The organism is Streptomyces sp. NBC_00271 (assembly GCF_036178845.1).
GTDB lineage: Bacteria > Actinomycetota > Actinomycetes > Streptomycetales > Streptomycetaceae > Streptomyces.
This window is the reverse complement of record NZ_CP108070.1, coordinates 7,973,072-7,993,470: the sequence shown is the minus strand read 5'-3', so window position 1 is coordinate 7,993,470 and position 20,399 is coordinate 7,973,072. Positions and strand designations below refer to the sequence as shown.

Genomic DNA, 20,399 nt, shown 5'->3' with positions numbered 1-20,399 from the left:
CACCTCCCGCATACGCGCTGGTGGTTACGGAGGTCGAGGGCCCTCCCCTACAGTCGCCCGCGTGACTGATCTCGCCTACCTAGCCGCCGTCCGGGAGTCGTACGACAGGGTCGCCGCCGACTACGCCGAACAGGTCAAGACCCCGGCGCAGCTGGATCCGCTGTCGCGCGCGATGCTCGTCGCGTTCGCCGAGATGGTGCGGACGGCCGACGTCGGCGCCCTCGCGGACCTGGGGTGCGGGCCCGGCCTGGTGACGGCTCATCTCGCCGACCTGGGGGTGTCCGCCTTCGGCATCGACCTCTCGCCCGCGATGGTCGAGCTGGCCCGTCGGGCCCACCCGGGTCTGCGTTTCACCGTCGGGTCGATGACCGAGCTGCCCCTCGATGACGACGAGCTCGGCGGCATCCTCGCCTACTACTCCGTCCACCACACGCCACCGGAGTTGTTGCCCGTCGTGTTCGCCGAATTCCGTCGCACGCTCGCGCCCGGCGGCCGTCTGATGATCGCCGGTTATGTGGGAGCCGGAGAACGTCTGTGTCCGACGCAGGCGTACGGCGGCCATCCGGTGTCCTTCGAGTCCTACCTGTTGCCGCCGGACCGGGTCGCCGAGCTGTTGGAGCAGGCCGGGCTCGTCGTCACCGCGCGACTGGTGCAGGAGCCCGGCGAGGGGGCCAAGAGGACGGTCGCCACGTTCCTCGCCCGAAAGCCGGAGCGGTCATGAGCTCGCATGCCGACAACGCCACGGCCCAAAACACGCCCAGCCCTTCAGCCAGTGCCCCCAGCCACTGACCCTTCAGCCGTCAGCCCTTCAGGCGTTCCCGCAGTTCCTCGACATCGGTGAGGAACCAGGTCTGCCGCCCCCGGTTGCACTCACGGACGAAGTCCCGCAGCGCCGAACTGGCCTCCGTGTGACGGGAGATGTCGCCGAGGACGACGAGTGCCATCCGGTAGTTGGCGAACTTCTGGACGATGCCGCCGGCCACGCGGGTACGCAGCTGAAAGAACGCCTCGTCGAACCGCTCGACGGGAATGACCACCCACTGGGCGCCCTGGTAGGAGGCGTTGCCGATGAGATCCAGGACGTCGCCCTCGCCTCCGATGACCTCGCCCTCGGCGGCGCACATCATCACGGGTACGTCATGGATCGTCTGCAGGGTGCTCATGAGCATCGAGGTTAGGCATGAAGGCGTCCTGTGGGCCACGGATTTCCCGGCTACGCGTCCCGGCGTGTGAATATCGCGCCGCCCACCAGCAGCATCCCCAGCGCGTATGCCGCCAGCACCCCCAGCCCCGGCCAGGGGCCGATCGGCAGGCGGGCGAGGTCCTTCGTCGCGCGGATGGCGAGACCCGCCGGTATGGGCGCCCAGCGTTCGAGGCGGTCCTTCCAGGTGGGTGAGCCCAGGAGGTCCGACAGGAGCGGGACCACGTAGAGGACTCCCAGGCCCGTGGTGATCGCCGCCGCGCTGTCCCGGAGCAGGACCGCCAGCCCCAGGCCCAGGAAGGCTATGAGGATCAGGCAGAGGGTGGAGCCGACGGCGGCCCGGAGGGTGGGGGTGTCGGTGAGGGAGAGGAGGGGATAGCCCGCCTCGGGGGTGAAGCCGTTGGCCGGGAGGATCCAACGGGCCGTGGCGAGGGAGGCGAGGATCGCCGTACCGGCCGCGATGCCCGTCGCCGCGGCCAGCACCGCCGCCTTCGACGCCAGGACCGTCGCCCGGCGCGGGATCGCCGTCAGCGTCGTCCGTACCGTGCCCGTGCCGTACTCCGCTCCCATCGACAGGGCGCCCAGGACGAGGACGGTCGCCTGACCGAGCCACACACCCGTCAGGGCGAGCTTCACCGTGTCCTCGTGGCAGGCCGCGGCGCTCGCGCACTCCCGGGTGCTGACCGAGGACACCGCGGCCGTGCCCACCGCGAAGGTCAGGACCACCGTCGCGGCCAGCAGCAGCCAGCTGCTGGGCAGCGTGCGGAGTTTGGTCCACTCGGCGTGGAGTGCGCGAAGCGCGCGCTGTGTGCGGAGTGGAGGGCGGGCTCGGGGTGCGGGTCCTGTGGGGTGGGGTGAGGGCCCCGTGGGGTGGGGTGGGGGTCCTGCGGTGTGGGGTGCGGGTTCTGCGGGGTGGGCGCGGAGCGCCGGCCTCGCGCGCCTCATACGTCCCTCCTGCGCAGGCGCCAGGCCGCGAGGGCGAGCGCCACGGCCGCGTACGCACACAGCACGGCGAAGCCGCTCCACGGGGCCATGGGGTAACAGCCGCTCTCCGGGAGGCAGTTGTGCTGCACCTGGGGGTAGTACGTCTTGCCCTGCTGGACCGCGAAGGCGGCCGCCGGGGTCGCGCGCAGCAGCCAGTGCCCCACCGGGAGCGGGAGGGCGAAGGCGAGGATCTGCGGCAGGATCACGAGGACCACGACGGCCGTGATCACGCCAGCGCTGTTGCGGAGTATCGCTCCCAGGGCGAGGGCGAGGACCGCCACCAGGGACAGCAGTGCCGCACTGCCCACCACCGCGCGCAGGGCGGGTGAATCGAGGAGTGACAGGTCGGGGTAGGCGGGTGGCGCGAAGCCGTGGGAACGCATCGTGCTTTGGGCCAGGAGGAAGGCGATCGCCGTGGCCGGCAAGCTGATGGCGAAGGTGACGCCTCCGATCACCAGGGCCTTCGCGGTGAGGACCCGAACCCGGCGCGGGGTCGCCATGAACGTCGTACGGATCATGCCGCGCTTGTACTCCGTCGTGATGAACAGGGCCCCCAGGGCGACCATGAAGAGGACGGCCACGAAGACGCCCTGGAAGCTCATCTGGACCATGTCGCCGCCGGTCTCGTCGGGGGCGATGTCGCCCTGACCGGTGAGCGTGTAGACACCGGTCGCGGAGACGGTGGTGGTGCCCGGCTCGGGGCGGGCGGGGCCGGATTGCGGTGTGTTCGGGTCGTTCGGATCGGGGGCGCCCACGTCCGTGCTCGTCCAGGCGGCCGAGCCGGTCGCGGTGGCGCCGCTCAGGGCCAGGTGGTCGAAGGTCGCCCCGGCGGTCGCGCTACCGGCCGTCACCGACGTGCCGCCGAACGAGCGGCGCAGATTGTTGTGCAGCGGTGTGGCGACGAACAGGCCCGCCTGTGCCGTGTTCGGCAGCTCCGGCAGGGTGACCGAACCGACCTTCGTCCAGTGGGCGCCGTCGGAGGACTCGTATCCGGTAAGGCGGGTGCCCGAGCGGGTCATGCGCAGCCAGTGCGGGGCCGTGCCGGAGGCGGCACTGCCCGCCTTGTCGTGCGTGAAGTTCCACTGGAGGCGGACGCCGTGGTCGGGGGTGAGCATCAGGGCCGCGTACGGGCTGCCGGCCTTCGTGCTCGCCTTGACCAGCACGCCGGCCTTCGCCCACGGCTCCGGGTCCCGGCCGCCGCCGCCCTTCAGGTCGGACACGCGGACCGTCACGCCGCCGTCCGCCGGGAGGGACTGGTGGACGTAGTGGAAGCTGTCGTTGACGCGGGTGCCGTCGGGCCCGACGGTGAGCGGGTGCTCGTTGGAATCGTCGACGGAGCCGCTCGCGGCGAGCTGGGAGATGGCGACCGTGACCGCGGCCGCCACGACGAGCGCCAGCACCCACACGCGTACCGTCCAGAACTTGCTCCATTCCGCGCGCAACAGGCGCGCGAATCCCTCGCGGGCGGGCTTGAGCGGGGAACGGTAGGGAGTGAAGGTCGAGGTCATCGGGTCACCTCGCCGTCCGTCAGGTTCGGAGTCGACGTGAACTCCGCCGCGTCCCTGGTGAGCTCCATGTACGCCTCCTCCAACGAGGCCCGGTGCGCGCCGACCTCGGCGAAGGGGACGCCGGCCGCGGCGAGCAGCGCGACGATCCGCTCCGCGGGCAGACCGGTGACCGTGAGGGTGTCGGCGCTGGTGACCGCGACCGTGCCGCCCTCCCGGGTGAGCAGCTCCATCGCCTCCGTGCGGGCGCCCGTGCGCAGGGCCACGCGGTCGCCGGACGCGGCGGCGAGCAGGGTGGCGACGGAGGTGTCCGCGATGAGGCGGCCGCGGCCGACGACCAGCAGGTGGTGAGCGGTGTCCTCCAGCTCGCTCATGAGGTGGCTGGAGACCAGGACGGCGCGGCCCTCCCCGGCCAGTCGGCGCAGCAGGCCGCGGATCCACTGGATGCCCTCGGGATCAAGGCCGTTGACCGGTTCGTCGAGCAGGAGCACCGGAGGGTCTCCGAGCAACGCGGCCGCTATGCCCAGGCGTTGGCGCATACCGAGTGAGTAGCCGCCCGCGCGGCGGCGGGCGGCCTGGTCCATGCCCACCTGTTCGAGCACCTCGTCGACCCGGCGCAGGGACAGCCCGTGCGAGTGCGCCAGCCAGCGCAGATGGTCGCGTCCGCGCCGGCTGGGGTGCAGGGCGGCCGCGTCGAGGAGCGCGCCGACCTCCAACAGCGGTGACCGCAGGGCGTGGTAGGGACGGCCGCCGATGAGCGCGCGCCCCTCGTCGGGAGTGTCCAGTCCGAGCACGGCCCGCATGGTGGTGGACTTGCCCGCCCCGTTCGGACCCACGAAACCGGTGACCTGTCCCGGCCGGACGGTGAAGGTGAGTCCGTCGACCGCGACGGTCCGCCCGAACCGCTTGCGCAGGTCCTGGACTTCGATCGTTGCATCGCTCATGCCAGCGAGATTAGGGACGGGCGGGCCTCGACGTCGTCCCGCCACGGAGCCGTCTTCGGCACCCCTGTCACGAGGGACGGATCGTCGGCCGGGTCCCCCGCGTGAGGGACAAACCCCAGGGTGACGCGCCGCGGCGCGTCCGACGGCACAATGGCGGCATGGGCGAGGACACGGCGCGACACGGCGAAGGAATCGCGGGGGTGCGGAAGTTGCTGCGGCACTTCCCCGCCTCCGTGACCTACCCGGTTGCCCTCGCGCTCCTCGCCTGCGCCGAGGTCCTGATCCGACTCGGGGGCCTGCGCGAGAACCTGTCGCTCGCCCTGCTGCTCGGGGTCTGCACCACCCTTCCGCTCACCTTCGTGCTCGGCACCGACCGGGTCCTGCCGGCGCGGGCCGGGGCCGCCGTGGCCGTGACCTCGGCGGGCGTGCTGGCGCTGGCGCCGTTCCGCACCCTCACGCTGGCGGGGGTGGCGGCCCAGCTGGCCTCGGTGTACTGGCTGGGACGGGCGGGGGCGCCCCGGCTCAGCGGAATACTCGTCGTGCCGTACGTCGTGCTGGCACTCGTCAGTCAGGACGACCTCACCACCCGGGTGATGGCCGTGCTGGTGGCCACGCTCGCCTCGGCGGCGGCCGCGACGGGCATCACGCATCACGTCCGCAGCGCCGCGCTGGCCCACAGCGCGACGGAGCGGGCCTTCGCGGACACGCTCCTCGCCCACGCCGCGCGGGGTGAACGGGCGCGCATCGCAAGAGAGTTGCACGACGTGGTCGCGCACCACATCTCGATGATCGCCGTGCAGGCCGAGACGGCCCGGCTGACCACGGCAGGGCTCCCGGCCGACGGCGCCACCCGGCTGCTCGCCATCGGGGACACCGCGCGGACCGCGCTGACGGAGATGCGGCGCCTGCTGGGGGTGCTGCGGGAGGACGCCGACACGGGGGTCAACCGGCGTCCGCAGCCGGGGCTGCGCCAGCTCCTGGAGCTCGTCGACGAGTCCCGGGACGCCTCCGGCTCCCGTACGCGGCTGATCGTCAGCGGGCCGGTCGCCCCGCTCGACCCGGGCATCGAGGTCACCGCGTACCGGATCGTGCAGGAGGCCCTCACCAATGCCCGCCGGCATGCTCCGGGTGCCGCCGTCGATGTCGAACTTCGTTACGCGGAGGACGACTTGGCGATCCGTGTGCGCGACAACGGGCCGGGGCCCGCGTCCCCGACCGCCGGGCACGGTCTGCTCGGCATGCGCGAGCGGGCCGCCACGGTCGGCGGCACCCTGCGCACCGGGCCGGCACGCGGTGGTGGCTTCCTGGTCGAGGCGCGGCTGCCGGTGCGGGCGGAGGCTCTCGTATGACGACCGCCGTAGAGGCCTCGGAAGCCGAAGGACGGGTCCCTGCCGTGCGGATCGTGGTGGCCGACGACCACGAGGTGGTGCGCGCCGGGTACGCCGGACTTCTCGCCACCCAGGCGGACTTCACCGTCGTCGGCACGGCGCGCGACGGCGCCGAGGCGGTGCGGGTCTGCCGGGAGGAGCGTCCCGACGTGATCTTCATGGACGTACGGATGCCGGTCATGGACGGGATCCAGGCCACCGCCGAGCTGATGGGGCCGGAGGCCGGGGACGCACCGCGCGTACTCATCCTCACCACCTTCGATCTGGATGAGCATGTGTATGACGCGCTCGCGGCCGGGGCGAGCGGGTTCCTGCTGAAGGACGTGACGGCGGAGCGGCTGTTCGAGGCGGTACGGGTCGTGGCCGCCGGGGAGGCGCTGCTCGCGCCCGTCATCACCCGGCGGCTGATCGCCGAGTTCGCCCGACTCAAGCCCAGGGCGCCGACGGGGACGGCGCTCGGCATGCTCACCCCGCGCGAGACGGAGGTGTTGCGTCTGCTGGCGGAAGGGCTGTCCAACCCGGAGATCGCCGCGCGGCTTCAGGTGGGCGAGGAGACGGTGAAGACCCATGTCAGCCGGGTGCTGTCCAAGCTGGGGCTGCGCGACCGTACGCAGGCGGTCGTGACGGCGTACGAGACGGGGCTGGTCGTGCCGCGTGCGGCGGCTCCGGAGGCGTTCGGGCGGCAGGATCCGCGGGGGGAGGACGGGCGCGGGATGAGACCGAGCGGGGAGGGACTGCGTGGGCATGGGCCGCGGGGGTAGTCAGGCGGGGCTGGGGGCCGGTGTGCGGCGGCGTGGGATCGGCAGAACGCAGCAGGCCGACGCGATCGCCAGGACCGCGCCGACCGCGATCGCCTCGAGACGGGTGGGCAGCAGGTCCTGCGCGTCCTGGCCGAAGTAGCCGAGGAGGAGGGAGAGGGCGGTGGTCATGCCGGCGGCCCAGTAGGCGTGGTTCAGCGGACGTAGCCACAGGGCGACGGCCAGGACAGCGAAGATCAGGACGACGGAGGTCCGGCCGGTGATGCCGGCGGCGGCCACCGCGGTGGCGAGCAGTGTGCCGGCGCAGGCGCCGACCAGGCGCTCGGCTCCCTTGCGTATGACGTCGGCGCGACCGCGGTTGCCACTCGCGACCACATACACGGTCAGGACCATCCACGGCCAGTGGTGGTCGAAGAGGATCCGTCCGAGGGTGAAGGCAGCGGCGATGGCGACGGCCATCTGCCACGCCATGCGGGTGCTGGGGACGGGGCGCAGTCGGGAGGCTCGTCGGGGGCGGTCGGGTTCCGGGTCGGGGTGCCAGGGGCCGAGGCGGTCGGCGGACATCTGGACCAGCCAGACGCAGCCGCAGGCCAGCAGCCCGATCACCGCCGACCAGCCCCAGTTCACCAGCGCGTTCTGGGCCCCGGGCGGCAGCGCGGGGCCGGGGACGACGAGCAGGGCGACCAGTGGCAACGTCATCAGCGTGCCTGCCTTCGTCGCGGCCGGGCCGAAGCGGCGGATCCAGATCGGCAGGGAGATGGCGAGGGTGAACACCGCGGCGCCGACTGCGTAATGGTCGGCGATCAGGTGGCCGAGCAAGGTCGCCGCGCCGGCCAGGGCGGGCAGCAGGACGCAGGCCATGAGGCGACCGCGGGCGTCGGCGGTCCGTTGGGTGCGGGCCAGGGTGAGGGTCAGCGCGACCGCGAGGACGAGGACGTCCGTGTGCAGTGCGGCGGTGTCCTCCAGCCACAGGGCGAGGGAGTAGGAGAGCAGCACGGCCGTCATGGTCAGCGCCGCTTCGTAAGCATTGCGTATGTGTTTGACGGGCATGATGCTGATGGTATGGGGATTCGGGTGGCCATTAGTAAGTTTTCGCTTACGATATGTGGATGGATCATCTCTCCTACGCGGCCCAGGTCCGGCGTGGTGTCGTCAGGCTCAATCGGCGGCTGCGGCAGGAGCGGGGCGAGGGCAGCCTCAGTCCGAATCAGCTGGGGGTGCTGGGGCACTTGCGTCGGCACGGGGCGGCGACGCCCGGCGAGGTCGCGGCGGCCGAGCGGCAGCGGCCGCAGTCGTTGACGCGGGTCTTCGCCGAGCTGGAGTCGGACGGGCTGATCGCGCGGACGGCCGACAGCGCGGACCGGCGTCAGTCGGTGCTGACGCTCACCGCGGAGGGGCTGCGGGCGCTGGAGCGGGACATGGCTGAGCGGGATGCCTGGCTGGCGGCGGCGCTCGGCACGTTGAACGAGACCGAACGTGAGGTGTTGCGACTGGCGGGGGCGCTGATGGACCGCCTTGCGGATACCGAGCCTCGGGGGACTTCGTCCGGGACGGCCGCGCTGTAGAAGGCCTTGGCCGGGACTGCTGTGCGCTTCAGATCTGTCGGGGACGGCTGCGCATCAGATCTGTCGACTGCTGCGTTTCAGAGACCTTCGCTTCAGAAGCCACTGCCGAAGTCTCCTCCTCCGCCGCCGAAGTCGCCGCCACCGCCGTCCCCGAAACCGCCGCCGAAGTCGCCGGGGTCGAAGTCGGAGCCGGAGACATCACCGCCGCTGTAACCGCCGAAGTCTCCGTAACCGGAGCCGTAGTCGGACGCGTAGGAGGGGGTGGCCATCACGCTGCCGAGCAGGGTGCCGACGAGGAGGCCGGGGAGCAGGCCGCCACCGAAGTAGCCGCCCGCCCAGGGGCCGTAGGCCGGGCCGGCGTCCCAGTACGGGCGGCGGCCGTAGTCGGTGTCGACCTCGCGGACCGCCGGGGCGCGGCCGTCCGCCAGACGGGCCTGGTCCGCCGCGCAGACCGGGACCTCGCGGGGAGCGCCGCCTGCCGGGGTCCAGGTCGCGTCGGCGACCGACGGGCCGTGTCGGGGGTCGAAGAAGCAGGGGGCGCGGCGTTCGGGCAGGGGCCTGCCCTCGCGACGGGCGGACAGGAGCGCGAGGGAGAAGCGGCCGTCCTCCAGGGACTGGGTGACGGCGCGTACGTCCTCCGGGCGGCGGGCCGCTGCCATGGACGACTTCGCCTGTTCGTAGGCGTCGAGCGCGCGTTCGTAGTCGGCGCGCATCGCGTCGTCGGCGCCGGCCTCGGCGGGGTGGAAGTCGAGCCGGTCGAGTTCCTCGCCGAACGCGGTGATGTCCTCGTCGACGACCACGCGGAGCTTGTCCAGTGCTTCCTGTTGTTCCTGCTCTTTGCGGCGGCGGTTGCGGCGTACGAGGGTGTAGGCGCCCGCGCCGCCGGCCACGGCTACCGCGGCCACCGCGATGAGGGCGCTGGTGGAGACGCCGTTTCCGTCGGTCGTGCCCCAGCTCTTGGGGGCCGAGCCGTTGATGTTGGCCAGGGCGCGGTCCGTGAAGTTGTTCAGCTGGGTCTTCGTGGGTTCGCCCTGGACGCTGGTGACGAGGTTCTGGACGGCGGTGCGGGGCATGACGGCGGTGTCGGCGCGGGCGTCGAAGCGGGTGCCCAGTCTGATGGCGTACAGGCCTGTGACGCCGGTGTCGGTGCGGAGGTTCTGGAAGAGGTTCTGGGTGGGGAAGTCCGCGGGGAGGACGGCCACGAAGACGGGCTTGTTCGCGTTCTTGATCTTCTTGGCCAGGGTGTCGGCGTCCGCCTTGGAGAGCTGCGCGGAGGCCGCTGGGTCCACGTAGACGGGGCTCTCGCGGAGGGCTGCCGCCACTGTTCCCACGTCTGTGGTCGCGCGGGCGGGGGGTGCGGTGAGAGTGAGCACCGTGAGGGCGGCGAGTGTCAGCGCGATCAGCAGTCCGGGGAGTCCTCGGATCAGTGCGGCCTTCATATCTCCGAAGCTACCTGAACGTGCGCAAAATTGGGCATCGAGGCTGGTGGGGGTGGTGGGGGTGGGGTGGTCCTAGGGGGGTCTCGCCCCCGCCGTCCCTACCCTCCCCGCATCCTCAGCCGGAGGGGCGGCGGGGGAGGGAGAGGCTTGCCCCCCGGCCCCGCCGCATCAGCCTCTGGCCGTTTCCGTCACCTGGCTCGGTAGGCCTCCAGGAGTTTTGTCAGTGCCTGGGTGTAGTGGGCGGTCAGGAGTAGGTGGTCGGCTTCCGCGAAGGGCTTGGCGAGGGCTGGGGTGATGGTTGAGCCCGTGCTCTGCTGGACCAGGAGGCGGGCCTTGGTGACCGCGGCGCGGCCCAGTCGCGCCGAGCCGGTTCGGTCCGCTGTCCGGGCGAGGAGGGTGAGGGCCTTGAGTGTGGCCTCGCCGCCCCCGGGGGCCTTCGTGAGTGTGGTCAGGCCCCAGCCGTAGGGGAACTGGGGATCGTAGGACGCGTCGCCGACGTTGATGGGGAGTTGGGTCTGCGACTTGGGCCAGGTGACGGGGAGCTGGCCGGTGAAGGCGCGCTTGCCGTACAGCACGTCCGCCACGCCGTCGCCCTCCGTGCCGGGCAGCCACGAGGCCACCAGGGCGTCGATCTCACCCAGCCGGTCACCGATGAGCTGTGGGCGGCCCGAGACGATCAGGACCGCGCACTTCATGGCCGCGCACACCTTGTCCACGGCGGCCTGGTCGGCGGGGGTGAGAGCGAGGTCGTTGCCGTTGCCCACATCGCCGACGCCCTCCGCGTAGGGGGTCTCGCCCACGACGACCACACCCACGTCGTAGCCGGACGTCGGTGCCGAGGCGTCCTTCGAGTAGGTGACGTCACCGCCGGCGTTCCGCATGCCCTGCAGGATCGTCGTACCGTCCGTGTGCTTCCCGGACGCGCCCTGCCAGGTGATCGTCCAGCCGCCGGTCTGGTTGCCGAGGTCGTCGGCGTTCGAACCGGCCACATACACCTTCTGGGACTTCTTCAGGGGCAGGACGCCGGCCGCGTTCTTCAGGAGGACCTGGGACTTGGCCGCCGCCTCGCGGGCGACCGCCCGGTGGCCGGCGGAGCCGATCTGTGCCGCGCCGCTCGTGTCCGCGTACGGCTTCTCGAAGAGGCCGAGTTTGAACTTCTGGGTGAGGATGCGGGACACGGCGTCGTTCACCCGCGCCTCGCTGACGCGGCCCGCCCGTACCTCGTCGACCAGCGTCGTACGGAAGTCCTTGTAGGCGTACGGAACCATGATCATGTCCAGGCCCGCGTTGATCGACGTACGGACGTCGGACGCGTAGTCGCCGGGGATCTGGTCGATGGCGGCCCAGTCGCTGATGACGAATCCGTCGAAGCCCATGCGGTCCTTGAGCACGCCGTTGATCATGTCCGCGCGGGCGTGCATCTTCACCGGGCCCTGGCCGTCGCCGAGGATGTCGAGGGAGGAGTAGGACGGCATGACCGAGCCGATGCCACGGTCGACCGCCGTCTGGTACGGCGCCAGGTGGACGGCCTCCAACTGCTGCCGGGTGACCTTCGTGACGCCTTGGTCGATGGTGTACGAGCCCGTCGTGGACGAGCCGTACTCCGTGCCGCCGTCGCCGACGAAGTGCTTGGCGGTGGCCAGGACCTTGTTGTTGTCCTTCAGGTCCTTGCCGTTCGCGGCGCCCTGGAGGCCCTGGATCATCGTCTCCATGGACTCGACGAGCGCGGGGTCCTCGCCGAAGGACTCGTAGGAGCGGCCCCAGCGTTCGTCGCGGGTGACGCAGAGGCAGGGGGCGAAGTCCCAGGGGATGCCGGTGGCGCGCACCTCGGCCGCCGTCACGGAACCGGTCCGCTCGGCCAGCTGGGGATCACGGGTCGCGCCGATGCCGATGTTGTGCGGCATGATCGTCGCGCCGGTGAGGTTGTTGTGGCCGTGCACCGCGTCCACGCCGTAGATCAGCGGGATCTGGAACCGTGTCGCCTGCGCCCGGAGCTGGAAGGCGTCGATCATCTTCGCCCAGGCCTCGGGGGTGTTGGGCGTCGGGGTCGAGCCGCCACCGGACAGGAGCGAGCCGAGGTCGTACGTCGCGATGTCGCCCTGCGCGGTGAGCGCGCCGCGCTCGGCCTGGGTCATCTGCCCGGCCTTCTCCTCCAGGGACATGCGGGACACGAGGTCGGCGACCCGCTTCTTCACGGGCAGTTTCGGGTCCAGGTACGGCAGGCCGTGAGCGTCGATGACGATCTGCGGGGTCTCGGCGGGAGCCTTCGCGCCGGTGACCGTGAGCTTCAGGGGGATCGTCTCGGCGGGTTCGGCGGACTTGTCGCGCAGTGTCGGGACCTGAATGGTGCGGGTGGTGCCGGAGGTGGTGCCCGCCGGGAAGGTGATCTCGCCCTTGACCGGTGTGTAGTCCTTGCCGGGCTCGGCGGTGCCGCCCGCGCTCTCGTAGGCGACGGTCACGGGCTCGTCGATCGGGGCGGCTCCGGTGGTGGCGACGGAGAGCTTCACCGTCGCCGTCGCTCCCTCCTTCACCGGGTGGACGGCGGAGTCGGCGGTGACGGAGGCCCGCAGGGACTGGTCGGCCTTGCCGTACAACTCGACGTCGTCCATGGCGAACCGGCCATGGACGCCGACCGGGAGCGTGAGGGCGTACCCCCACATCTGGGTGAGGCCGAGGACCTGGTCGATGCCGCCGACGGGCTGGTAGTCCGTGCGATAGGTGAAGTCGGTGAAGGGGATCTCGATCTGCTTCCAGCCGGTGAAGTCGTCGGTGAAGGACGTCGTCCACAGCTCGGAGGCCTCGCCGTTGGCACCGCCGTCCTTGATCTCGAAGGCGACCTTCTTGGCGTTGTTCTGGCCGTCCCACCAGAAGCGGATGCCCTTGTGGGCCGACCAGTCGTGGGCCGGCTGGTCGAAGGCGAAGTCGTGGGTGAAGCCGCCGTAGCCGCTGATGTCGTAGGTGCCGGTGAGGGCCTTGGTGCCCTCGGGGGCGTCGGTGCGGGTGGTCAGGGCGAGCGCGGGCGGGTCGTCCGCGTCACCGCCCCAGGTGAACAGGCCCCCGGCGGGGGGATTGGCGAAGGGGACCTCGCCCTCGAAGCGGTCGACGGGGACGGGGGCCGGTTCGTCGGCCGTGGCCGCTCCGGCCGACAGGAGCGGCAGCAGCCCCGTGAGCAAAGCGGCGGAGGCGAGCAGGGCGGTTCTTCGCATGGACCTTCCCTCGACTCTACGTAGTCCCTGTAATACCTGGTGATCCCTGGTGATCCCTGACTGAATGCCGGGCTGGACGCCTGACTGGATGCCGGGCGGCGTCTCTTCCGGTTGGTCTCTTACGACTTAGATCACGGCGTGAGTTAACTGGCGTCCCGGGAGGCCGTCAAGACTTCACGTCAGAACCGGTACACGGGCAATGTGCGGCCGGATCAGGGCAGTTGTTCTTTCACGCTCTGAACGCGAGACCCCTTGACGTGGGCCCGAAGCCGTCATTTACTCACGGCTCGCACGCCCCCTCCCCCACACCCAGAAGGGCGACGCGTCATGAGGAGATCCACTCGGGCGGTCCGTTTTCTTCTCGCCGGACTGCTCACCACCGCCGGACTGACCGCCGTCACGGCGGCGCCCGCGCACGCCGCGGGCGAACCCGTCACGGCCTGGCTGACCACGACGGACGACGACGGCGGACGCCATGTCGTACGCGGGCTGCAGGCCCAGACGCCGTTCGCCTTCCAGTCCGGTACCGGTGGCAGCGGCGAGAACATCACCGTCGACGAGAACACCCGCTACCAGACCTTCACGGGCGGCGGCGCGTCCTTCACCGACACCGCGGCCTGGCTGATGAACAGCAGCGGGGCGCTGTCGGCGGCCACCCGGGACGCGACGATGCGCAAGCTGTTCTCGCCGACCGAGGGCATCGGGCTCTCGTTCCTGCGCAATCCGATGGGCGCGTCCGACCTCGCCCGGTACGGGTACACGTACGACGACGTGCCGGCCGGGCAGAGCGATCCGTCCCTCTCGTCGTTCTCGATCGCGCACGATCTGGCCGACGTGGTGCCGCTGACCAGGCAGGCGCTCCAGCTGAACCCCTCGCTGACCGTGATGGCCTCGCCGTGGACGGCGCCCGCCTGGATGAAGGACAGCGGGCAGCTCAACGGGGGCTGGCTGAAGTCGGAGGACTACGGGGCGTACGCCTCGTACTTCGTCAAGTACCTCCAGGCGTACCGGGACCAGGGGGTGCCGGTCTCCTACGTCACCGCGCAGAACGAGCCGACGTGCTGCTCGGGGTATCCGTCGATGAGCTGGAACGCGTCGGGGCTCGCGTACTTCACGAAGAGTGAGCTGCTGCCGAAGCTGCAGGCCGCGGGGCTGTCCACGAAGGTGCTGGCGCACGACTGGAACTGGGACGTGTACGACTCGTACGCCGCCCAGACCGTCGACGACGCGGCCGTGCGCGCGCATCCGAACTTCGGGGGGATCGCCTGGCACGGGTACGGCGGGGACGTGGGCAAACAGACGAGCGTGCACAACCAGTACCCGGGGGTGGACGCCTTCGGGACCGAGCACTCCGGTGGCACCTGGATCGCCAACCAGCAGCGCGAGGACATGCTCAACATCGTCGACTACACGCGGAACTGGGCGAAGTCGGTGACGAAGTGGTCGCTGGCCGTCGATCAGAACCGGGGGCCACACAACGGGGGGTGCGGGACGTGCTCCGGGCTGATCACCGTCCACAACGGGGACGGGGCAAGTGGGCAGGTCGACTACACGATCGAGTACTACACGATGGGGCAGTTGACGAAGTTCGTGCGGCCGGGGGCGCAGCGGGTGGCCTCTACGGCGAGTGCGTCCGTGCCGAACGTGGCGTGGCGCAATCCTGACGGTTCCAAGGCGCTGATCGCCTACAACGACTCCTCGTCCGCGAAGACCGTGACCATCAACTGGGGCTCGCAGCACGCGACGTACTCGCTGCCGGGGAAGACGTCCGCGACGTTCACCTGGGCCGGGACGCAGGCCGGTGGGGGTGGACAGACCGGGGCGTTCGTGGGGCTCGCGGGCAAGTGCCTTGATGTGGCCGGGGGGTCGTCGGCGAACGGTACGGCGGTTCAGTTGTACGACTGCAATGGCTCGGACGCGCAGCGGTGGACTGTGGCGGGGGACGGGTCGGTCCAGGCGCTGGGCAAGTGCCTCGACGTCACGTCGGCGTCCACGGCTGATGGGGCGAAGGTGCAGCTCTACGACTGCAATGGAACGGGGGCGCAGCGGTGGTCGTACAACGGGGCGACGGGTGACGTGGTCAATTCGGCGGCGGGTAAGTGTCTGGATGTGACGGGCAATTCGGGGGTGAATGGGGCTCGGGCGCAGATCTGGTCCTGCACGGGGGCGGCCAACCAGAAGTGGGCGCTGCGCTGACGGGGCTCGCCCTCTTTTCTCGCCCCCGCCGCCCCTACCCGTCCCATCCCCCGGGGGCTCCGCCCCTTCAACCCCGTCAGGGGCGCTGCGCCCCCTGGACCCCCGCATCGCCCGAAGGGCTCGTCCTCAAACGCCGGACGGGCTGAAAGATGCGCGCAGCGCCGCCTCAGGGGCGCGGGGAACTGCGCGACCAGCCCCCGCCCACCCGCAGACAAACGAATCGGGTGGGCGGGGAGCTGAGCGGGCGCGGGCGGCTACTCCGCCGGTTCTACGCCTGCGCGCAGCAGGCCGTACGTGTACGCGTCCTCCAGTGCCTGCCAGGACGCCGCGATCACGTTCTCCGCCACGCCCACCGTGGACCACTCCCCCGCGCCGTCGGACGTGGAGATGAGGACGCGGGTGGTGGACTGGGTGCCGTGCTTGCCTTCGAGGATGCGGACCTTGTAGTCCACGAGCTCCAGCTTGGCGAGCTGGGGGTAGATCTTTTCGAGGGCGACCCGCAGGGCGCGGTCGAGGGCGTTCACCGGACCGTTGCCCTCCGCCGTGGCGACGATGCGCTCGCCCTTGGCGAAGAGTTTGACGGTGGCTTCGTTGGCGTGGGTGCCGTCGGGACGGTCCTCGACGATCGCGCGCCAGGACTCGACCTGGAAGTACGTGCGGGCCCGTCCCTCCGCCTCCTCGCGAAGCAGGAGTTCGAAGGAGGCGTCCGCCGCCTCGTACGTGTAGCCCTTGAGTTCGCGTTCCTTGACGCGCTCCACGACGCGGCCCACCAGCTCGCGGTCGTCGCCGAGGTCGATGCCGAGTTCCTTGCCCTTGAGCTCGATCGACGCGCGGCCCGCCATGTCGGAGACCAGCATCCGCATGGTGTTGCCGACCTGCTCGGGGTCGATGTGCTGGTAGAGATCCGGGTCGACCTTGATCGCGGAAGCGTGCAGGCCCGCCTTGTGGGCGAAGGCCGAGACGCCGACGTACGGCTGGTGCGTGGAGGGGGTGAGGTTGACGACCTCGGCGATCGCGTGCGAGATGCGGGTCATCTCGCGCAGGGCGCCGTCGGGGAGGACCTTCTTGCCGTACTTCAGTTCCAGGGCGGCCACGACCGGGAACAGGTTCGAGTTGCCGACCCGTTCGCCGTAGCCGTTCGCGGTGCACTGGACGTGGGTCGCGCCCGCGTCGACGGCGGCCAGGGTGTTGGCGACCGCGCAACCCGTGTCGTCCTGCGCGTGCATGCCGAGCCGGGCGCCGGTGTCGGCGAGGACCGTGGCGACGACCGCCTGGACCTGGGCGGGGAGCATGCCGCCGTTGGTGTCGCAGAGGATGACGACGTCGGCGCCCGCCTCCCAGGCCGCGCGGACGACCGCCTTCGCGTACTCGGGGTTCGCGCGGTAGCCGTCGAAGAAGTGCTCGCAGTCGACGAAGACCCGGCGGCCTTGCGCGCACAGGTGGGAGACCGTGTCGCGGACCATCTCCAGGTTTTCGTCGAGGGTGGTGCGCAGTGCGAGTTCGACGTGGCGGTCGTGGGACTTGGCGACCAGGGTGATCACCTGGGCGCCGGAGTCGAGAAGGGCCTTGACCTGCGGGTCCTCGCTCGCCTTGCCGCCCGCGCGGCGGGTGGCGCCGAACGCGACCAGCTCGGCGTGCTTGAAGTCGATCTCCTGCTGGGCGCGGGCGAAGAACTCGGTGTCGCGCGGGTTGGCGCCGGGCCAGCCGCCCTCGATGAAGCCCACGCCGAAGTCGTCCAGGTGCCGTGCGATGGCCAGCTTGTCCGCCACGGTGAGGTTGATGCCCTCACGCTGCGCGCCGTCGCGCAGGGTCGTGTCGAAGACGTGGAAAGAATCGTCGAGCTCGCTGGTTTCGGTCATGGTGTTCGGCTCCTGATGTTGGATCTCGGTCTGTACCGGAATGACCGGCTCCACCGTCCTCCAATGATCCCTCGCGCTCCCTTCCCGGCTTGAGGTGGGCCAGGAAAACGAAAAACCTCTCGCGGGTGCGAGAGGTCTGCGCGCGGGTCGAGGACGACGATGTCCGCCCGTACGTGGTGGTACGTGGCGGTCACTGCGGACCGGCGCGCCTGCTGCCAATAATCATGGCGAACGAGAGCACGGGGGCAGTCTGGCACATACCGCCCCCGTGCTCACGGGTTGTCTCAGGATGCGAGCCGCGCCTTGGGCTCCGAGGAGGGTTCCCGGCCGGTGCCGACCCGGTTGAGATCCAGGTCGCGGGTCTCCCGCATGGTGACGTAGACCACCAGCGACACCGCCGCGCACCCCGCCACGTACCAGGAGAAGCCGGACTCGATGCCCGCGTCCTTGAACCACAGGGCGACGTATTCGGCCGTACCGCCGAAGAGGGCGTTGGCGATGGCGTACGGGAGGGCGACACCCAGCGCGCGGACGCCGGTCGGGAACAGCTCCGCCTTCACACAGGCGTTGATGGAGGTGTAGCCGGTGACCACCACCAGGGCCAGCAGGGCCAGGCCGAGGGCGGGCCAGAAGCTGCCCACGTGCCCCAGCATCGTCATGATCGGGACCGTCAGCAGCGTCGAGCCCACCGCGAAGGTGATGAGCAGCGGCCGGCGACCGACACGGTCGGAGAGGCGTCCCGCGAGCGGCTGGAGACAGGCGAAGACGATCAGCGCGGTGAAGGAGACGAGGGTCGCGGTCTCCTTGGGCAGGCCCGCCGAGTTGGAGAGGTACTTCGTCAGGTAGGTGGTGTACGTGTAGTAGGCGACCGTGCCGCCCATCGTGAGCGCGATGACCAGGAAGGCCTCCCTCCGGTGCTGCCACAGCGCGCGCATCGTGCCCCGCTCCTCGCCGGACGCGGCCTCCTCGTACACCTCGGTCTCCAGCATCGTGCGCCGCAGATAGAAGACGACGGCGGCGCCGAGCGCGCCCACGATGAAGGGGATGCGCCAGCCCCAGCTGTGCAGCGCGTCGTCGGACAGGGTGCGCTGGAGGATGATCTGCAGGCCGAGGCCGAGGATCTGCCCTGCGGTCATCGACACGTACTGGAAGCTGGAGGCGAATCCGCGCCGCTCGGGGGCGGAGGCCTCGGTGAGGTAGGTGGCGCTGGCCGCGTACTCGCCGCCCACCGAGAGCCCTTGCAGCAGGCGGGCGACGAGCAGGACGACGGCGCCGCCGTAGCCCGCCACCGCGTAGGTCGGTGCGAAGGCGATGAGGAGCGCCGACAGCGACATCAGGGTGACGGTCAGCGTCAGGGCGGTCTTGCGGCCTCTGCGGTCGGCGATCCGGCCGAGCAGCCAGCCGCCGACCGGGCGCATGAAGAAGCCGACCGCGAAGATGCCCGCGGTGTTCATGAGCTGGGCGGTGGGGTTGTCGTCGGGGAAGAAGGCTCCGGCGAAGTAGGTGGCGAAGCTCGCGTACACGAACCAGTCGAACCACTCCACCATGTTGCCCGCCGAGCCGACCCAGATCTTCTTCCAGTGCTCTCGTCCCGTGAGTGCCATGAGCCGTAACGTGCCCGCTGATCACTGCCGAGACAAGGGCGCCTCACGTTTTGTTCATTGCGTTCATCACGTTCGGCCGAGTGACGGTCAGCTCAGGGATTCGTCCAGAAACTCCCTTACGTGGCGCAGGATCCGCTCTCTGTCCGTGCCGCGCAGTCCGATCGCCACATGGATGGAGAAGCCGTCGAGCAGGGCCCGCAGCCGGGCGGCGCAGCGGTCCGGGTCGACGGGCCGGAACTCGCCGCGCGAGACACCCTCGGCGATCAGCGCGACCAGGTCGCGGTGCCAGGCGCCCTCGATGGCGACCTGCCGCTCGCGGGCGGCGTCGTCGGCGTTCTGCGAGCGGTTCCAGACCTCCAGCCAGAGCGTCCAGTGCGGGTCGCGGTGGCCGTCGGGGACGTACAGGTCGACGTACGCGTCGAGCCGCTCACGGGCGGTGCCCCGGGCGGCGAGCAACCGGCCGCGCTCGGCGCCGAGCCGCCCCTCGCTCCACTCCAGGGTCTGCAACAGCAGCTCGTCCTTGGAGTGGAAGTAGTAGAGGAGATGACCGCTGCTCATGCCGACCTCGCGGCCGAGCGCCGCCATGGTGAGCTTCTCCAGACCACGCTCGGCGATCATGTCCATGGCGGCGGCCAGCACGTCCTCGCGCGGAGGCGCGTTCTTCCTCCGCGGCGTGCTGTCCCCTGCCACGTGCGACTCCTGGTTCAGATCCTCGGCTGCTGCTGGGTGATGCAGTGGATGCCACCGCCTCCGGCAAAGATCGTACGTGCGTCCACCAGTGTCACCGTCCGCTCGGGGAAGAGCCGTCGGAAGATGCCGGCCGCGAGCTCGTCGCGCGGGTCGTCGAAGCCGCACAGGACCACGCCGCCGTTGCAGAGGTAGTGGTTGATGTAGGAGTAGTCGGCCCAGTGACCGTCGGCCTCCAGGATCGTCGGGGCCTGGACCTCGACGACCTCCAGGCGGCGCCCGCGCGCGTCGGTCGCGGCCTTGAGCAGGCCGATGACCTCCTTGGTCACCTCGTGGTCGGGGTGCGCCGGGTCCGGCTGGGAGTGCGCGACCACGACTCCGGGGCGGGCGAAGGCGGCCACGATGTCGACATGGCCGAGCGTGCCGAAGCCGTACGGGGGGTAGTCGCCGGTCAGCCCGCGCGGCAGCCAGATCGCCTTGCGGGTGCCCAGGTGGGCGTGGATCTCCGCCTCCACCTGCTCGCGCGTCCAGTCGGGGTTGCGCTCGGCGCCGAGCTGCACGGTCTCGGTCAGGAGCACGGTTCCCTCGCCGTCGACGTGGATCGCACCGCCCTCGTTGACCAGCTTCGAGGCGTACGTCTTCGCCCCCGCGAGGTCCGCGACATACGCGCCGATCTTGGCGTCGTGCTCCCAGCGGGCCCAGTCCTGCTCGCCCCAGCCGTTGAACGTCCAGTCCACGGCGGCCAGTTCGCCCTTCCCGTTGGTGAGGAAGGTGGGGCCGATGTCACGCATCCAGGCGTCGTCGAGTTCGCGTTCGACGGTGTCGACGTCCGGGCCGAACAGCGCCCGGGCCGCCTGCGACTGGCCCGGCCCGCACACGACCGTCACCGGTTCGAACCGGCGGATCGCGCGCGCCACCGCCGCCCAGGCCTCGCGCGCCTCGGCGAGGTCGCCGGGGTTGTCGAAGGTGGGGTTGGGGCCCGGCCACGCCATCCAGGTGCGCTCGTGCGGGGTCCACTCGGCGGGCATCCGGAAACCGTCGGCGGCAGGGGTCATGACGTGCA

Annotated in this window: 16 protein-coding genes; 5 read left to right on the top strand and 11 right to left on the bottom strand. The window is 70.7% G+C overall.

The features are described from left to right. Positions 1–61 precede the first annotated feature (61 nt). Complete coding sequence (locus OG798_RS36375; RefSeq protein ID WP_267062914.1) at positions 62–721, top strand: class I SAM-dependent methyltransferase; 660 nt, start codon at positions 62–64, stop codon at positions 719–721. Positions 722–800: 79 nt separating this feature from the next. Here OG798_RS36375 and OG798_RS36370 read toward each other — a convergent pair whose 3' ends face one another. From OG798_RS36370 to OG798_RS36355, 4 genes are read right to left on the bottom strand one after another with little or no spacing between them, the layout of a single operon-like run. After that, positions 801–1,163: a DUF4180 domain-containing protein gene (locus OG798_RS36370; RefSeq protein WP_095857753.1), complete on the bottom strand. Its 363-nt coding sequence runs from the start codon at positions 1,161–1,163 to the stop codon at positions 801–803. Between the two features lie 50 nt (positions 1,164–1,213). Further along, positions 1,214–2,146 carry an ABC transporter permease gene (locus tag OG798_RS36365; RefSeq protein ID WP_328758325.1) on the bottom strand — a complete coding sequence of 311 codons (933 nt, stop codon included), beginning with the start codon at positions 2,144–2,146 and terminating at the stop codon, positions 1,214–1,216. Continuing rightward, entirely contained in the window at positions 2,143–3,693 is a 1,551-nt protein-coding gene (locus OG798_RS36360) for an ABC transporter permease subunit (protein WP_328758323.1), read from the bottom strand. Before OG798_RS36360 ends, OG798_RS36365 begins: the two co-directional genes overlap by 4 nt. Then, positions 3,690–4,634 carry an ABC transporter ATP-binding protein gene (locus OG798_RS36355; protein WP_267062911.1) on the bottom strand — a complete coding sequence of 315 codons (945 nt, stop codon included), beginning with the start codon at positions 4,632–4,634 and terminating at the stop codon, positions 3,690–3,692. Before OG798_RS36355 ends, OG798_RS36360 begins: the two co-directional genes overlap by 4 nt. Before the next feature lie 158 nt (positions 4,635–4,792). On the opposite strand from OG798_RS36355, the gene OG798_RS36350 reads away from it, so the two are divergent. Together OG798_RS36350 and OG798_RS36345 are read left to right on the top strand one after the other, a co-directional pair. Continuing rightward, positions 4,793–5,983, top strand: coding sequence for a sensor histidine kinase (locus OG798_RS36350; protein WP_095852435.1), 1,191 nt, complete (start codon positions 4,793–4,795; stop codon positions 5,981–5,983). Further along, the gene (locus OG798_RS36345; protein WP_328758321.1) at positions 5,980–6,783 is read left to right on the top strand and encodes a response regulator transcription factor; all 804 of its coding nucleotides are present in this window, start codon (positions 5,980–5,982) and stop codon (positions 6,781–6,783) included. The genes OG798_RS36350 and OG798_RS36345 overlap by 4 nt, the downstream gene beginning before the upstream one ends. Here the strand turns inward: OG798_RS36345 and OG798_RS36340 are convergent, their stop codons facing one another. Continuing rightward, positions 6,784–7,830 (bottom strand): FUSC family protein, encoded by a 1,047-nt coding sequence (locus OG798_RS36340; RefSeq protein ID WP_267062909.1) that lies wholly within the window; start codon positions 7,828–7,830, stop codon positions 6,784–6,786. A gap of 59 nt (positions 7,831–7,889) precedes the next feature. Here OG798_RS36340 and OG798_RS36335 point away from each other — a divergent pair, with 59 nt between their 5' ends. Then, complete coding sequence (locus tag OG798_RS36335; RefSeq protein WP_217568403.1) at positions 7,890–8,345, top strand: MarR family winged helix-turn-helix transcriptional regulator; 456 nt, start codon at positions 7,890–7,892, stop codon at positions 8,343–8,345. A 92-nt stretch (positions 8,346–8,437) separates the two neighbouring features. Here the strand turns inward: OG798_RS36335 and OG798_RS36330 are convergent, their stop codons facing one another. Both OG798_RS36330 and OG798_RS36325 read right to left on the bottom strand, forming a co-directional pair. After that, on the bottom strand, positions 8,438–9,784 hold the full coding sequence (locus OG798_RS36330) for a hypothetical protein (RefSeq protein ID WP_267062908.1): 1,347 nt from the start codon (positions 9,782–9,784) through the stop codon (positions 8,438–8,440). A 188-nt stretch (positions 9,785–9,972) separates the two neighbouring features. Next, on the bottom strand, positions 9,973–12,990 hold the full coding sequence (locus OG798_RS36325; protein ID WP_267062907.1) for a glycoside hydrolase family 3 protein: 3,018 nt from the start codon (positions 12,988–12,990) through the stop codon (positions 9,973–9,975). 327 nt (positions 12,991–13,317) lie between these two features. On the opposite strand from OG798_RS36325, the gene OG798_RS36320 reads away from it, so the two are divergent. Then, a complete protein-coding gene (locus tag OG798_RS36320; protein WP_121414933.1) occupies positions 13,318–15,186 on the top strand; it encodes a ricin-type beta-trefoil lectin domain protein in 1,869 nt (622 codons plus the stop codon). A 254-nt stretch (positions 15,187–15,440) separates the two neighbouring features. On the opposite strand, the gene cimA is transcribed toward OG798_RS36320, so the two are convergent. The 4 genes from cimA to OG798_RS36300 all read right to left on the bottom strand — a co-directional run bounded on the left by cimA (position 15,441) and on the right by OG798_RS36300 (position 20,391). Next, entirely contained in the window at positions 15,441–17,045 is a 1,605-nt protein-coding gene (cimA, locus tag OG798_RS36315; RefSeq protein WP_095857756.1) for a citramalate synthase, read from the bottom strand. Between the two features lie 284 nt (positions 17,046–17,329). Beyond that, complete coding sequence (locus tag OG798_RS36310; protein WP_121414934.1) at positions 17,330–18,649, bottom strand: MFS transporter; 1,320 nt, start codon at positions 18,647–18,649, stop codon at positions 17,330–17,332. Between the two features lie 87 nt (positions 18,650–18,736). Continuing rightward, positions 18,737–19,273: a TetR/AcrR family transcriptional regulator gene (locus OG798_RS36305; protein WP_097227439.1), complete on the bottom strand. Its 537-nt coding sequence runs from the start codon at positions 19,271–19,273 to the stop codon at positions 18,737–18,739. An 80-nt stretch (positions 19,274–19,353) separates the two neighbouring features. Beyond that, entirely contained in the window at positions 19,354–20,391 is a 1,038-nt protein-coding gene (locus tag OG798_RS36300) for an agmatine deiminase family protein (protein ID WP_328758320.1), read from the bottom strand. Positions 20,392–20,399: the final 8 nt, after the last annotated feature.

Excerpts from the sequence above, each read along its gene's own strand:
- OG798_RS36365 (WP_328758325.1), bottom strand. The coding sequence starts at position 2,146 with ATGAGGCGCGCGAGGCCGGCGCTCCGCGCCCACCCCGCAGAACCCGCA.
- OG798_RS36360 (WP_328758323.1), bottom strand. The coding sequence starts at position 3,693 with ATGACCTCGACCTTCACTCCCTACCGTTCCCCGCTCAAGCCCGCCCGC.
- OG798_RS36370 (WP_095857753.1), bottom strand. The coding sequence starts at position 1,163 with ATGAGCACCCTGCAGACGATCCATGACGTACCCGTGATGATGTGCGCC.
- OG798_RS36300 (WP_328758320.1), bottom strand. The coding sequence starts at position 20,391 with ATGACCCCTGCCGCCGACGGTTTCCGGATGCCCGCCGAGTGGACCCCG.
- OG798_RS36345 (WP_328758321.1), top strand. The coding sequence starts at position 5,980 with ATGACGACCGCCGTAGAGGCCTCGGAAGCCGAAGGACGGGTCCCTGCC.
- OG798_RS36355 (WP_267062911.1), bottom strand. The coding sequence starts at position 4,634 with ATGAGCGATGCAACGATCGAAGTCCAGGACCTGCGCAAGCGGTTCGGG.
- OG798_RS36320 (WP_121414933.1), top strand. The coding sequence starts at position 13,318 with ATGAGGAGATCCACTCGGGCGGTCCGTTTTCTTCTCGCCGGACTGCTC.
- OG798_RS36340 (WP_267062909.1), bottom strand. The coding sequence starts at position 7,830 with ATGCCCGTCAAACACATACGCAATGCTTACGAAGCGGCGCTGACCATG.
- OG798_RS36325 (WP_267062907.1), bottom strand. The coding sequence starts at position 12,990 with ATGCGAAGAACCGCCCTGCTCGCCTCCGCCGCTTTGCTCACGGGGCTG.
- cimA (WP_095857756.1), bottom strand. The coding sequence starts at position 17,045 with ATGACCGAAACCAGCGAGCTCGACGATTCTTTCCACGTCTTCGACACG.
- OG798_RS36305 (WP_097227439.1), bottom strand. The coding sequence starts at position 19,273 with ATGGACATGATCGCCGAGCGTGGTCTGGAGAAGCTCACCATGGCGGCG.
- OG798_RS36350 (WP_095852435.1), top strand. The coding sequence starts at position 4,793 with ATGGGCGAGGACACGGCGCGACACGGCGAAGGAATCGCGGGGGTGCGG.
- OG798_RS36335 (WP_217568403.1), top strand. The coding sequence starts at position 7,890 with ATGGATCATCTCTCCTACGCGGCCCAGGTCCGGCGTGGTGTCGTCAGG.
- OG798_RS36330 (WP_267062908.1), bottom strand. The coding sequence starts at position 9,784 with ATGAAGGCCGCACTGATCCGAGGACTCCCCGGACTGCTGATCGCGCTG.
- OG798_RS36310 (WP_121414934.1), bottom strand. The coding sequence starts at position 18,649 with ATGGCACTCACGGGACGAGAGCACTGGAAGAAGATCTGGGTCGGCTCG.